Source organism: Comamonas testosteroni, from assembly GCF_000761245.1.
Taxonomy (GTDB): Bacteria; Pseudomonadota; Gammaproteobacteria; order Burkholderiales; family Burkholderiaceae_C; genus Comamonas; species Comamonas testosteroni_C.
In genome coordinates, this window is sequence record NZ_AWOR01000032.1 from 1 (window position 1) to 12,734 (window position 12,734).

Below are 12,734 nucleotides of genomic sequence, written 5' to 3' on the forward strand. Positions count from 1 at the left end.
TCGCGTGCTCATCAAAGCTGTACTCCCGCTGGGTCACTGGTGCATTGACTCTCATAGATGCCGCTTTTTGGTCATTAATCGAGAAAAACTGCACAGCTTGTGCCGCAGCCTGCGTCGCGCTTGCGCTGCGGCAACCACCTCTGTGTGTATCAATTATTTACATATTTTTTGCGACCCACCCATTCCAGAAAAAGCAGTTGTTGCTAGCCCGCGTCAACGCAGATACAGAGTCCTGATCCCTTCATTCAGACGCGCTTTTCTCCTACAAAGGCAGCCGCGCATCGTCCTTGATCTCTTCCATCACCGCATAGGTTCTGGTCTCGCGTACGCCCGGAAGCTGCCAAAGCACACGGCCCGCGAAGTCACGGTAGGCCGCCATATCGGCCATACGGGTCTTGAGCAGATAGTCAAACCCTCCTGCCACCATATGGCACTCCATGATGGCCGGGTAAGCCAGCACAGCGGCCTTGAATTCGTCAAACACATGGGGCGTGGTGCGGTCCAGCAGCACCTCGACGAACACCGTCATGCCCACACCCAGCTTCTGCGGGTTCAGCCGCGCTTCGTAGCCCAGGATGTAGCCATCGCGCGTAAGCCGGGCCACGCGGGCCTGTACGGCTGTGGGCGACAGCGCCACCTGCTCTGCCAGGCGCAGATTGGAGATGCGCCCATCGGTTTGCAGAATTGCCAGTATTTTTCGATCAATCCTGTCGATATCCACTTCCGAAGCATCCATCATTGGTGAATTCCTCTTTTTAATTCACCAAATATAGTGATTCATTTTTCGACAAACCAGCAATGATTTTCCCTATGTAGACAGCTGCGCCCGGGCCGCATGCAATGCAGCTGTGAACATGGTGAAGGCCGCGCACCCGCTCGCGTCCAGGCTCTACGACACCTGCACAGACATGCCGACTTTCACTGCGCTGCCAGATTCCAGCCGCCCTGCCGATGAACTGCGTCAAGCCATCAGTTGCGCCACCCGCATGGCCGAGCCCGATGCCGTGGCCCGGCTGCTGCCTGCAGCCACACTGCCGCCCGCCCAGGCTGCCCAGGTCGCTGCCCATGCGCAAAAGCTGGTCGAGCAACTGCGCGCCCAACCCGCCAGCGCTGGGCGCCAGGGGCTGGTGCAAGGTCTGTTGCAGGAGTTTTCGCTGTCCTCGCAGGAAGGCGTGGCGCTGATGTGCCTGGCCGAAGCCTTGCTGCGCATACCCGATGCCGCCACGCGCGACGCGCTGATCCGCGACAAGCTGCGCGGCGGCGACTGGCAGGCGCATCTGGGCAAGAGCCCCTCGCTCTTTGTCAATGCTGCCGCCTGGGGATTGGTGGTCACAGGAAAGCTGGTCGATACGCATAGCGAGTCAGGCCTGCTCGCGGCGCTCAAACGCATCACAGCCAGGGGCGGCGAGCCGCTGGTGCGCAAGGGCGTGGACATGGCCATGCGCCTGATGGGTGAGCAGTTTGTGATGGGCGAGACCATTTCCCTGGCTCTGGAGCGCGCTCGCGAGTTGCAGGCCAGAGGCTTTCGCTATTCCTACGACATGCTCGGCGAGGCCGCCCTCACCGCCGAGGACGCACAGCGCTACATGCAGTCCTATGTGAATGCGATTCATGCGATCGGCAAGCCCGCTGGCGGCAAGGGCGTCTATGAACGGCCGGGCATTTCCATCAAGCTCAGTGCCCTTCACCCGCGCTACAGCCGCGCGCAATGGCAGCGCGTGATGACCGAGCTGCTGCCGCGCGTGCTGCAACTGTGCGAGCTGGCACGCAGCTACGACATAGGGCTCAATATCGACGCCGAAGAAGCCGACCGCCTGGAGCTGTCGCTGGACCTGCTGGAACAATTGGCCCACGCCCCTGGCCTGGCCGGCTGGAACGGCCTGGGCTTTGTAATTCAGGCATACCAAAAACGCTGTCCCTATGTGATCGACTATCTGATCGACCTGGCCCGTCGCAGCGAGCGCCGTCTGATGGTGCGCCTGGTCAAAGGCGCCTACTGGGACAGCGAAATCAAGCGCGCCCAGATCGACGGTCTGAGCGACTACCCGGTCTACACCCGCAAGCACCACACCGATGTGGCCTACATTGCCTGCGCTCGCAAGCTGCTGGCCGCCCCCAGCGCCATCTATCCGCAATTCGCCACGCATAACGCCCAGACCGTGGCCAGCATCGAATCATTGGCCGGTGCCCAGCCCTACAGCGCTGGACGTTATGAGTTTCAATGCCTGCACGGCATGGGCGAGCAGCTCTACATGCATGTGGTCGAGGCCGAGGACAAGGCCGCGCGCCGCCCCTGCCGCATCTATGCTCCCGTGGGTACGCACGAGACACTGCTGGCCTATCTGGTGCGCCGCCTGCTGGAAAACGGAGCCAACAGCTCATTCGTGCACCGCATCGCCAACCCCGACTGGCCCATCTCTGATTTGATAGCAGCCCCTGCAGACCAAACCTGGGCTGAGGGCCAATCGTATCCCCAAACCCGAGCCGGGGTGGAGACACTTCTTGCGGCCGATGACATAGGCCTGCCCCACCCGCGCATAGTGCTGCCGCGCGAGCTGCTGGGTGAACAGCGCCGCAACTCCTCAGGTCTGGACCTGAGCGATGACGGTGTGCTGAGCACTCTGTCTCAAGCGCTTGCACAAAGCCGGCCCGCACAACTTCGCCAGGGTATCCATGCCGTGCATGCCGCCGGCGCCATCGGCACAGCCATAACCAACCCGGCCAGCCATCAGGAGCTGCTGGGCTATGTCAGCGATGCCGGGCCCGTGCAGATTCAGCAGGCGCTGCAGGCGGCCGCACAGGCCCAGCCCGCCTGGCAGGCGAGCCCGGCCGAGCTGCGTGCCAATCTGCTGCAGACCGCTGCCGAGCTCTTTGAAACGCAGATGCAGCCGCTGATGAGCCTGCTGATGCGCGAAGCCGGCAAGACAGCGTCCAATGCCGTGTCCGAAGTCCGCGAGGCCGTGGACTTTCTGCACTATTACGCGGCTCAGATTCGGCGGCAGGCCGATGCGGATCTGCTCGCCCCCGGCATAGGCCCTGTGGTCTGCATCAGCCCCTGGAATTTCCCACTGGCCATCTTCACCGGCCAGGTCGCAGCCGCCCTGGGCGCCGGCAATGTGGTGCTGGCCAAGCCCGCCGAGCAGACCCCGCTGATCGCTCTTGAAGCCGTGCGCCTGCTGCATCAGGCCGGCATTGCGCCAGACGTTCTGCAATTGCTGCCCGGCCGGGGCGAGACCGTGGGTGCCGCGCTGGTGGCCGATGCGCGCGTGGCAGGCGTGCTGTTCACCGGCTCCACCGAGGTGGCGCGACTGCTGGCGCTGCAGACCGCCGCCAGGCTGCGCCCCGACGGCCAGCCCGTGGTGCTGGTGGCCGAGACCGGCGGTCAGAACGCCATGCTGGTGGACTCATCCGCCCTGGTCGAGCAAGCCGTGCAGGACATTGCTGCATCCGCCTTTGACAGCGCGGGCCAGCGCTGCTCGGCTCTGCGCCTGCTGTGCGTGCAAAGCGACTGCGCCGACCGGCTGCTGGCCATGCTGCGCGGTGCCATGCAAGAGCTGCATTGCGGCAACCCGGCCGAGCTGGCCACCGATGTGGGGCCCGTGATCGATGCCGATGCCAAGGCTGGTATCGAGCGGCATATCGCCAGGCTCAGGGCTCTGGGTCTGCGCATCCATCAATCGCCGCTAAGCCCGGAAACTGCCGCACAGGGGCATTTTGTGGCTCCCACGCTGATCGAGCTGCCCGACCTGCATCAGCTCAAGCGCGAAGTCTTCGGCCCCGTACTCCATGTACTGCGCTATCAAAGGCGCGAGTTGCCGCAGTTGCTGGAGCGCATCAACGCGCTGGGCTACGGCCTGACCATGGGATTGCACACGCGCATCGACGAAACCGTTCAGCAGGTCGCCCAGGCGGCACATGTAGGCAATCTGTATGTGAATCGCAATATGGTGGGGGCCGTTGTCGGTGTTCAGCCCTTTGGCGGCGAGGGGCTGTCGGGCACCGGCCCCAAGGCCGGCGGCCCCCTGTATCTGCCGCGCCTGCAGCAGACACCCGGCTCGCCCCTGCGCTTGCTCAGTCTGCTGCTGCATCAATCCGGAGAGGCACAGGCCAATGCCACGCCTGTCACGGCAGCAGCGGCGACCGCCTTGCGGCAGCTGGGCCACTGGGCCAGGCAGCACGGTGAGGCCATCGTCAGCCACGATTGCGAGCGCCTGCAATCGGCCCTGCCCGATCTGCATGCCGTGCGCCTGCTGCCCGGACCCACAGGCGAGCGCAACCTCTACCAGTTGCTTGGCAAGCCGCTCACACTGTGCCTGGCGCAGGAAAGAACCATGCTGCTGCAGCAACTGGCTGCCGTACTGGCCTGCGGCTCGCGAGCACTGTTGGCACCCGGACCGCTAGGCACCGAAGTTCACGGCAAGCTGCCAGAGCCACTGCGCCGCCATGTGCTGCTGTTGCCTGCCGGGCTGAGCATCGAGGAAATTGCGGAAACCGAGGCCATGGATTCAGCACTGCTGGAATGCGACGACCCTCAATTTCTACGCTGGGCGCAGGCCTTGGCAAGGCGCCCCGGCCCGTTGATACTGCCCACACGCTGTGTGGCAGGCCAGCCCGTTCGACTGGAGCGGCTCTGGCATGAGCGAGCTCTGTCGTACAACACGGCAGCAGCGGGCGGCAATGCGGCATTGATGACGCTGGAATAGCCAAACATCCCCTGAGGCGCTATGCGCCCGATACTCGCCACGCCCCTCAGAACCGCCAACACTACCCGGCAAACTGCAGGTTTGCTATTGAGACTAGGCGCGAAGCCGCAGACAGTACAAAAGTACGGCAAAGCAAAGCAACAACGTATCAAGGGGGGTATCAGCGCGTCCCAAAAAGAAAGCACCCAGCGCAAGCAGTACCTGCGCTGGGTGCTCTTTGAAAGTAAATGAGATTTACAGCTTGGCGATGGACACCTCTGTGGACTTGACCAGAGCTACAACCTCCGAGCCCACCGCCAAACCCAGATCATTGACCGAGCGCGTGGTGATCACCGAAGTGACGATGCCCCAAGGCGTTTCCACATCCACTTCTGAGACCACATCACCGCGGATGATTTCCTTGATCTTGCCCTTGAACTGATTGCGTACGTTGATGGCTTGAATGGACATACAAATTTCTCCTGAGAAGTCATGAAAGGTTCTGAAAAACAGTGTTTGCTGCACTGCATGAAAACGATTCTGAAACCTTCTCCAAAAAACTCAAAAGAATAAAAACAAAAATTTTTATGCCAAAAACATCTTATGAAAACCAGCATCCATACAGCGGCAGCAGCCTGCGCGGCCAGACATCGAGCAGCAGCCCAATAGCAGCCCGATCGTGCGGATGACAAAGACGCCCATCACCACGATATGGCTGCGCAAAAAAGCGCGAGACATTGAGCAACACCTGTGCCGGCCCCTGCTGCATATTCGCCCCGTGCAGCGCAATACCAGGGGCTTGAAGCTCTTTCAGAAAGTCGCGTTGAAACTCAGTCTTCAACAGATTGCAGTGCCGCACGCACCACCTCGGGCGTCAGCGTAGGCACAAAGCTCTCAATGAAGGCATAGGCATAGCCACGCAGCCAGGCATCGCGGCGCAGGGCCAGGCGCGTGAGATTGACCTCAAACAGGTGGCGAGCATCGATAGCACGCAGATGGCGGTCGCGCTCGGCATCGAAGGCGATGGAGGCAATGATGCCCACGCCCATGCCCAACTCCGCATAGGTCTTGATTACATCGGCATCCATGGCGGTAAGCACCACATCAGGCACCAGCCCGGTCGCCGCAAACGCCTTGTCGATATGGGCACGCCCCGTGTAACCCTGCTCGTAGGTAATGATGGGGTGGCGCGCCAGCGCTTGCAGCGTCAGTGCTCCTTCTGTATCGAGCAGTTCATGGCCGGGCGGCACGACCACGCTGTGCGACCAGCGGTAGCAAGGCAGAGTCACCAGATTCTCATAACTGCCCAGCGCCTCGGTGGCCACGCCGATATCGGCCTCGCCCGAGAGCAGCATCTCGGCCACCTGGCGTGGCGAGCCCTGATGCAGATGCAGCGAAACCTGGGGGTAGAGCCTGCGGAAATCACGCACCACCTGGGGCAAGGCATAGCGTGCCTGGGAATGCGTGGCAGCAATCGACAGACCGCCGCGCTCGCTGGCGTGAAAGTCCTCGCCCGCGCGACGCAGATTGTCGGCTTCGAGCAGCATGCGCTCGACAATAGGCAGCAAGGCCGTGCCGGGCGGCGTCAGCCCCGTCAGGCGCTTGCCGGCGCGCACGAATATATCGATGCCCAACTCCTCCTCGAGCTCGCGAATCTGCCGGCTCACGCCGGGCTGCGAGGTGTGGAGCATGGCCGCCACTTCGGTCAGATTGAAGCCACGCCTTGCGGTTTCACGAACCGAACGCAGTTGCTGAAAATTCATATCTTGATGGCAGGCGGCACAGCTTGTGGCTGCGCCAGCCGCCTGTTTCTCTTTGTTGTCGTTGGATGCTCAGATCGCCCAGCGCAGGCCCGTAGCCGGCACGCCAGGCCAACTCGGCAACCCGGTTGCCTGTTCTGACTCGGGCTTTTGCAGCACGCGATCCAGAATGCGTGTCTCCAGCGCAGCAAAGCGGGCATCGCCATGCACACGCGGGCGCGGCAAATCGATGCGCTCGTCGAGCGCAATGCGCCCATCCTCGATCAGCACCACGCGATCGGCCAGAGCCACGGCTTCCTGCACATCGTGAGTGACCAGCAAGGCCGTGAAGCCGTGGCTGAGCCACAGCCCTTCGATGAGGCGGTGCATCTCAATGCGCGTGAGCGCATCGAGAGCGCCCAGAGGTTCGTCGAGCAGCAGCAGCCGCGGCTGGTGAACCAGGGCACGGGCCAGGGCTACGCGCTGGCGCTGGCCGCCAGACAGCCGCGCCGGCCATTCATTTTCGCGGTCAGCCAGCCCGACCTGCGCCAGCACCTTGCGGCCGCGCTCGCGTGCCGAATCGGGCAGACCCAGAATCACGTTGTCCAGCACCCGCTTCCAGGGCAGCAGACGCGCGTCCTGGAACATGATGCGCGTATCCCTGCTCTGGCGGCGCTGCTCGCGCGCATCGCCCCCATCGATCAGCAGTTGCCCCGCACTGGCCTCTTCCAGCCCTGCCACAAGGCGCAGCAAGGTGGACTTGCCGCAGCCGCTGCGCCCAACGATGGCGATGAACTCGCCGGGCTGAACATCGAGCTGCACCTGTTTGAGCACTTCACGCCCGCCATAGCGCTTGGTCAGCTGCCGCGTCTGCAGATTCACCCCCTGCGCGCCCTCGGCCTGCTCCTTCTGCTGCGCGTCCGGGCGCTGGTCGCTGCCCTTTTTTTCCTCTTTCGCATCCTCGGCCCTGTGCCACAGCTGGCCGCTAGCCTGCAAGGCCTCGGCCTCGTCCCAGGATGCCTCCCATGCCACCAGCGGCTGACGCGCATTCAAGGCACCGGCACTCACCAGCGACTGCGTCAAACGATTCCACAAACTGCTCATCGCAAGCTCCTCTCATTCTTTCCACCAAGCCCCAAAAAGCGCACTACCCAGGCCAGAGACATCCAGCAAGAGCCGTCTCGCAGCGAGGATGTCGTCCCCCTCCCGAAGAGAGAGGGGGAAGCCGAGCAGCGGCTCAGGGGGAGTCACCCCTGATACCCCGGATGCCAGCGCAACCACCAGCGCTCGAGCGAACGGGCAAACACATCGGCCAGCTTGCCCAGGATTGCGTAGAGCAAGATGCCCACCAGCACCACATCGGTCTGCAGGAATTCACGCGCATTCATGGTCAGGTAGCCGATGCCTGCCTGGGCCGAGATGGTCTCGGCCACGATCAAAATCACCCACATCAGCCCCAGCGAAAAACGCAAGCCCACCAGGATGGAAGACAACGCTCCCGGCAAGACGATGTCGCGATACAGCTGCCAGCGCGTGAGGCCATAGCTGCGGCCCATCTCGATCAGACCTGGGTCCACGTTGCGAATGCCGTGAAAGGTGTTCAGATAGATGGGAAAGAACACCGAGACGCTGATCAGAAACAGCTTGGCCGATTCGTCGATACCGAACCACAGAATGACCAGCGGAATCAGCGCCAGCGCAGGGATGTTGCGCACCATCTGGATCGTGGAATCGAGCAGCGTCTCGGCCCAGCGCAGCGAGCCTGTGAGCAGACCCAGCAGCAAGCCCAGGCTGCCGCCAATGGCCAGCCCCGCCAGCGCACGCCCGGCACTGACCTTGACATGGGTCCATAGCTCGCCCGACTCTGCCAAAGCCCAGGCTGCACGCAACACATCCAGCGGTGCGGGCAGCACCCGTGTGGACAGCCAGCCATAGGCCGATGCGGCCTGCCAGACTGCGATCAGTGCGAGCGGCAACAGCCAGGGAAGCAGCCGCAAAGCGAACTGACGCGCCAGCAACTCCAGGCGCGGCACCGGCGGGCTTGCAGGCTGAGCAGCAGATTGCAACGTCAGCGTTTGAACATCACTCATACACTCTCCTTCAGCTTTGCGACACTCGGACCTGCTCACGCTCTGGAGCAGCGGCTGCCGAAGCAGCGGCTCGCGGCGAGTACAGATTGGCCACGGTTTCTCCAAACGGGCCGCCGGGATTGCCGCCACCCAGCTTTTCCTGCACGTTGACCGGCAACAGCGGGAAGACCAGTTCGGCAAAGCGATAGGCTTCCTCGAGATGCGGGTAGCCCGAGAGCACAAAGGTGTCGATGCCCAGATCGGCATATTCCTTGATGCGATCGGCCACGGTCTGGGCGCTGCCCACCAGGGCCGTGCCCGCACCGCCACGCACCAGACCCACGCCGGCCCATAGATTGGGGCTTATCTCCAGGTCCTTGCGGCTGCGCTTGGTGCCGCCCGCATGCAGCTGGGCCATGCGGCGCTGGCCTTCGGAGTCCATGCGCGCAAACGCAGCCTGTGCCTGTACCACGGTCTCGTCCTTGAGGCGGCTGATCAATCGCTCGGCGTCGGCCCAGGCTTCTTCATCGGTCTCGCGCACAATCACATGCAGGCGGATACCGAACTTGACCTTGCGGCCACGGCGCTCGGCCTTCTCGCGCACATCGGCAATCTTTTTGGCGACTTCGGCCGGTGGTTCACCCCAGGTCAGATAGGCATCGACCTGCTCTGCCGCCAGCTCATGGGCGGCAGGCGAAGAGCCGCCGAAATACACGGGTGGATAAGGTTTTTGCAGTGGCGGGAACAGCAGCTTGGCACCCTTGACCTGCAGATGCCGACCTTCGAAATCCAGCGACTTTCCCTCATGACTGCGCGCCAGAATCTCGCGCCAGATCTCGATGAACTCGGCCGATTGTTCATAGCGTGTCGCATGATCGAGAAACACGCCATCGCCCTCCAGCTCGGCCTGATCGCCGCCGGTGACCAGATTGATCAGCAGCCGCCCGCCGGAAAGCCGGTCAAAGCTGGCTGCCATGCGCGCAGCCAGGCTGGGCTGATGCAGACCGGGGCGCACGGCCACCAGGAACTTCAGGCGCTTGGTGACGGGCAACAGGCTGGACGCCACTACCCAGGGGTCTTCGCAGGAGCGGCCCGTGGGAATCAGCACGCCTTCATAACCCAGGCTGTCGGCCGCCACGGCCACCTGCTTGACATAGTCATGGCTCAGCTGGCGTGCGCCTTCGCTGCTGCCCAGGTAGCGGGCATCACCATGGGTGGGAATGAACCAGAACACTTGCATGACGCAATCTCCTTGAGCCTGACTTAGAACCTGGATGCCACGGCGGGCGTGATGGATGATGCGGCAGGGCTTGCCTGGCCATGGCCGGCGTATTCCGCCGCTGTGGGCTGCCAGACGATGTCGGCCACCTTCACCTGGCGTGGAATCACGCCCAGACGAAAAAAGGTATCGGCCACGCGCTGCTGCTCGAGCACGATGGCGGGATTGAGCAGCGTGGTCGGCGAGCTGGGCCTGCGGCCGATAAAGCGGCTGACCACATTCGCATCCAGCCCGCTGAAAGCGGCCAGCAGTTGCACGGCCTCCTTGCGCGAGGTCTGCACCAGCTGATCGGCGCGCGTGAGCTCGTCGAACAAGGCCTTGATGAGCTGGGGATGGTGCTCGACCAGGCCGCGCGAGGCCAGATAGAAAGAGTTGTTGCCCGACAGCCCTTCACCGCTGGCCAGCACGCGCGCTCGGATGCTCAGCTCGGTGGCGGCATAGAACGGGTCCCAGATGGCCCAGGCATCGACGCTTGCGCGCTCGAAAGCGGCACGCGCATCGGCCGGGGCCAGATACACAGGCTGAATGTCGGCCCAGGCGACACCTGCCTTGTCCAGCGCACGCACCAGCAGGTAATGGGCGCTTGAGCCTTTTTGCAGCGCCACGCGCCTGCCTTTGAGGTCGGCCAGGCTCTTCAGCGGAGAATCGGCGAGTACCAGAATGGCCGAGCTTTCAGGCTTGGGCGGCTCAGCCCCTACATAGCGCAGATCCTTGCCCGCAGCCTGGGCAAACACAGGGGGCGAATCGCCGGTCAGGCCAAAGTCCAGGCTTCCGGCCGCCAGCGCCTCCAGCAGCTGCGGCCCGGCTGGAAACTCCAGCCAGCTGATCTTGGTGCCCGGAAAGCGCTTTTCCAGAACGCCATGCTGCTTGAGCACGACCAGATTGACGGCCGACTTCTGATAGCCGATGCGCAACTGGGCCGGAGCTGCAACAGCCGGCACAGGCTGGGCCAGTGCATCGTTGGCGTAATGCGCGGCAAGGGTCCAGCTGAAGGCCGTAGTGCCCAGCAGTTGCAGAGCCTGGCGACGTCCGCGATGGAAACGGGGTGGAGGGGATGCAGAACTCATGGCAATGACCTTTTCATGAATCAGCGGCTGGCCAGCAAGTCCACGGGCGCGGCATGCAGCAAATTGAGCTTCTTGGGGATCAGCTTGAGATCGAAGAAGGTGTCGGCAATTTTTTGCTGCTCACCCAGGATTTCGGCATTCACGGCCTTGGTGCCGAACTCGGCGCGGCTCAGGTACAGCTCGGTCACGGCGGTGTCCAGGCCCAGGATCTGCGACAGCTCTGCCGCTGCTGCGCTCTTGTTCTTGCTGGCCCAGGCATCGATGGCGGCGATTTCCTCGATCGCGATGCGCAGCACATCGGCATTGCGGCTCGCATAGTCACGCGAGGTGAAGTAGTAGGCGCGGTTGTTGACCACGCCCTTGGCATCGGCCAGCAGGCGTGCATCCAGAGCCTTCTGGGCCGAGGCCAGGAACGGGTCCCAGATCACCCAGGCATCGACCGAGCCCTTCTCGAACGCGGCACGCGCATCGGCAGGAGCCAGAAAGACCGACTGCACATCGCCGTACTTGAGGCCATGCTTTTCCAGCAGCTTGACCAGGAAGTAATGGACGTTGGAGCCCTTGTTGTAGGCAATGCGCTTGCCCTTGAGATCGGCCACACTGCGGATAGCCGAGCCCTTGGGCACGATCACCGCTTCCAGACCGGGGCGCGCCACCGTGGCACCCGCATAGACCAGGGGCGCACCGGCGGCCTGGGCAAAGATGGGCGGAGCCTCGCCCACATCGCCAAAGTCAATCGAGCCGACATTGAGCGCCTCCAGCTGCACAGGGCCGGCATTGAACTCGACCCAGCGCACTGCCACGCCCAGCGGGGTCAGGCGCTTTTCCAGCGTGCCGCGATTCTTGAGAATCGACAGCCAGCCTTTTTGATGGCCCACACGCAGCACTCGCTGCCCGCCTGCCGTGCCATTGCCCTGCTGCGCATGCAGTCCACCCGAGGCCAGGGCCAGCGCCGAGGCGGCCGTACCCGCCAGCCACTGACGGCGTGTGGTGTTCAGCAATTGCGACGAAATGACGGCAGAAGTGTTGTTGCGATCGGTCATGAGAAATCAATCCTCGGAGCTTGCAGTCCACACACTTCAGGCGCACCTTCGGCCTGATTTCAGGCGCAACTCGGCCTTTGCAGTGCGGGGACTGCTATCAAAAACAGAGACATGGAGAAATGGGCGCCGCCCCATCAGAGAGGCAGAAAGCAAGGGCCGCCCCGCAGCGATGCTGCCGTCCCCTCGGGGGTAGCTGCGTCGCGGCTCAGGGGGGCGTTAGTTCAAACGCTACATCGCACGTCGGCAAACGCAATGCTTTCAAAGTCATTGGCTGCGGCCCATTGGGCACTGCGGCGCAGATCGGTGGCCAGCAGCTGGGCTGCATCCTCGACGCGCTCGGCGATCTCGGGGGCCAGGCCATAGCCGCCTTCAGGCAGCAGAGGCACACCCTGGTCGGTGGCATAAATGCCCGGCAGTATGTGGCGTGCGCCAAGCGACTGCAGCACGGGGCGTAGCGCATAGTCCAGCGCCAGCATATGGTGAGGGCTACCGCCAGTGGCCAGGGGCAGTACCAGCTTTCCCTTGAGCGCCGTCTGCGGCAGCACATCGAGAAAGACCTTGAGCAGGCCGCTATAGGCCGCCTTGTAAACGGGTGTGGCCACCACCACCGCGTCGGCCTGGGCCACTCTATCGGTCACGGCACGAATCTCGGGGTGATCGAAGCGGGCATGCAACAGGGCCGTGGGTTCCAGCTGGTTGAGCTGCAGCACGGGCTCGGTGCTCAGGCCCTGTGCCTGCAGGCGAGCGGCCACGGCATTGAGCAGGGCACTGGAGCGCGAGGGCTGCGAGGGACTACCGGCAATCAGCAAAATCGACATGGCTTGGCTCTATCTTTTAGTTATTGCAAAGACAGGA

Annotated in this window: 12 protein-coding genes; 3 read left to right on the forward strand and 9 right to left on the reverse strand. The window is 63.0% G+C overall.

Annotated elements, in window-relative coordinates; all coding sequences use genetic code 11:
• Nucleotides 1-236 (forward strand): hypothetical protein (locus P353_RS29840; RefSeq protein ID WP_232776317.1); only part of this gene is annotated, 236 nt, incomplete at its 5' end.
• Nucleotides 237-262: 26 nt separating this feature from the next.
• Here the strand turns inward: P353_RS29840 and P353_RS06750 are convergent.
• Nucleotides 263-739 carry an Lrp/AsnC ligand binding domain-containing protein gene (locus tag P353_RS06750; protein WP_034367116.1) on the reverse strand — a complete coding sequence of 159 codons (477 nt, stop codon included), beginning with the start codon at nucleotides 737-739 and terminating at the stop codon, nucleotides 263-265.
• Nucleotides 740-854: 115 nt separating this feature from the next.
• Between P353_RS06750 and putA the strand changes: the two genes are divergently transcribed.
• Both putA and P353_RS29475 read left to right on the forward strand, forming a co-directional pair.
• Nucleotides 855-4,703: a trifunctional transcriptional regulator/proline dehydrogenase/L-glutamate gamma-semialdehyde dehydrogenase gene (gene putA, locus P353_RS06755; protein ID WP_034367119.1), complete on the forward strand. Its 3,849-nt coding sequence runs from the start codon at nucleotides 855-857 to the stop codon at nucleotides 4,701-4,703.
• A 21-nt stretch (nucleotides 4,704-4,724) separates the two neighbouring features.
• A complete protein-coding gene (locus P353_RS29475) occupies nucleotides 4,725-4,934 on the forward strand; it encodes a hypothetical protein (RefSeq protein WP_034367121.1) in 210 nt (69 codons plus the stop codon).
• A gap of 3 nt (nucleotides 4,935-4,937) precedes the next feature.
• Here P353_RS29475 and P353_RS06765 read toward each other — a convergent pair whose 3' ends face one another.
• The 8 genes from P353_RS06765 to ssuE form a co-directional block, all read right to left on the reverse strand.
• On the reverse strand, nucleotides 4,938-5,153 hold the full coding sequence (locus tag P353_RS06765; protein ID WP_034367122.1) for a TOBE domain-containing protein: 216 nt from the start codon (nucleotides 5,151-5,153) through the stop codon (nucleotides 4,938-4,940).
• A 359-nt stretch (nucleotides 5,154-5,512) separates the two neighbouring features.
• Nucleotides 5,513-6,445 (reverse strand): CysB family HTH-type transcriptional regulator, encoded by a 933-nt coding sequence (locus tag P353_RS06770; RefSeq protein WP_034367125.1) that lies wholly within the window; start codon nucleotides 6,443-6,445, stop codon nucleotides 5,513-5,515.
• A 69-nt stretch (nucleotides 6,446-6,514) separates the two neighbouring features.
• On the reverse strand, nucleotides 6,515-7,525 hold the full coding sequence (locus P353_RS06775; protein WP_034367128.1) for an ATP-binding cassette domain-containing protein: 1,011 nt from the start codon (nucleotides 7,523-7,525) through the stop codon (nucleotides 6,515-6,517).
• A gap of 143 nt (nucleotides 7,526-7,668) precedes the next feature.
• On the reverse strand, nucleotides 7,669-8,511 hold the full coding sequence (gene ssuC / locus P353_RS06780) for an aliphatic sulfonate ABC transporter permease SsuC (RefSeq protein ID WP_034367131.1): 843 nt from the start codon (nucleotides 8,509-8,511) through the stop codon (nucleotides 7,669-7,671).
• Between the two features lie 10 nt (nucleotides 8,512-8,521).
• Nucleotides 8,522-9,730: an FMNH2-dependent alkanesulfonate monooxygenase gene (ssuD, locus tag P353_RS06785; protein ID WP_034367134.1), complete on the reverse strand. Its 1,209-nt coding sequence runs from the start codon at nucleotides 9,728-9,730 to the stop codon at nucleotides 8,522-8,524.
• A 23-nt stretch (nucleotides 9,731-9,753) separates the two neighbouring features.
• Nucleotides 9,754-10,836 carry a sulfonate ABC transporter substrate-binding protein gene (locus P353_RS06790; protein WP_034367137.1) on the reverse strand — a complete coding sequence of 361 codons (1,083 nt, stop codon included), beginning with the start codon at nucleotides 10,834-10,836 and terminating at the stop codon, nucleotides 9,754-9,756.
• A gap of 20 nt (nucleotides 10,837-10,856) precedes the next feature.
• On the reverse strand, nucleotides 10,857-11,879 hold the full coding sequence (locus P353_RS06795; protein ID WP_052084760.1) for a sulfonate ABC transporter substrate-binding protein: 1,023 nt from the start codon (nucleotides 11,877-11,879) through the stop codon (nucleotides 10,857-10,859).
• A 221-nt stretch (nucleotides 11,880-12,100) separates the two neighbouring features.
• Complete coding sequence (gene ssuE, locus P353_RS06800; protein WP_034367139.1) at nucleotides 12,101-12,697, reverse strand: NADPH-dependent FMN reductase; 597 nt, start codon at nucleotides 12,695-12,697, stop codon at nucleotides 12,101-12,103.
• Nucleotides 12,698-12,734: the final 37 nt, after the last annotated feature.

Excerpts from the sequence above, each read along its gene's own strand:
- P353_RS06750 (WP_034367116.1), bottom strand. The coding sequence starts at position 739 with ATGATGGATGCTTCGGAAGTGGATATCGACAGGATTGATCGAAAAATA.
- P353_RS06775 (WP_034367128.1), bottom strand. The coding sequence starts at position 7,525 with ATGAGCAGTTTGTGGAATCGTTTGACGCAGTCGCTGGTGAGTGCCGGT.
- ssuD (WP_034367134.1), bottom strand. The coding sequence starts at position 9,730 with ATGCAAGTGTTCTGGTTCATTCCCACCCATGGTGATGCCCGCTACCTG.
- P353_RS29475 (WP_034367121.1), top strand. The coding sequence starts at position 4,725 with ATGCGCCCGATACTCGCCACGCCCCTCAGAACCGCCAACACTACCCGG.
- ssuC (WP_034367131.1), bottom strand. The coding sequence starts at position 8,511 with ATGAGTGATGTTCAAACGCTGACGTTGCAATCTGCTGCTCAGCCTGCA.
- P353_RS06765 (WP_034367122.1), bottom strand. The coding sequence starts at position 5,153 with ATGTCCATTCAAGCCATCAACGTACGCAATCAGTTCAAGGGCAAGATC.
- putA (WP_034367119.1), top strand. The coding sequence starts at position 855 with ATGGTGAAGGCCGCGCACCCGCTCGCGTCCAGGCTCTACGACACCTGC.
- P353_RS06770 (WP_034367125.1), bottom strand. The coding sequence starts at position 6,445 with ATGAATTTTCAGCAACTGCGTTCGGTTCGTGAAACCGCAAGGCGTGGC.
- ssuE (WP_034367139.1), bottom strand. The coding sequence starts at position 12,697 with ATGTCGATTTTGCTGATTGCCGGTAGTCCCTCGCAGCCCTCGCGCTCC.
- P353_RS06790 (WP_034367137.1), bottom strand. The coding sequence starts at position 10,836 with ATGAGTTCTGCATCCCCTCCACCCCGTTTCCATCGCGGACGTCGCCAG.
- P353_RS06795 (WP_052084760.1), bottom strand. The coding sequence starts at position 11,879 with ATGACCGATCGCAACAACACTTCTGCCGTCATTTCGTCGCAATTGCTG.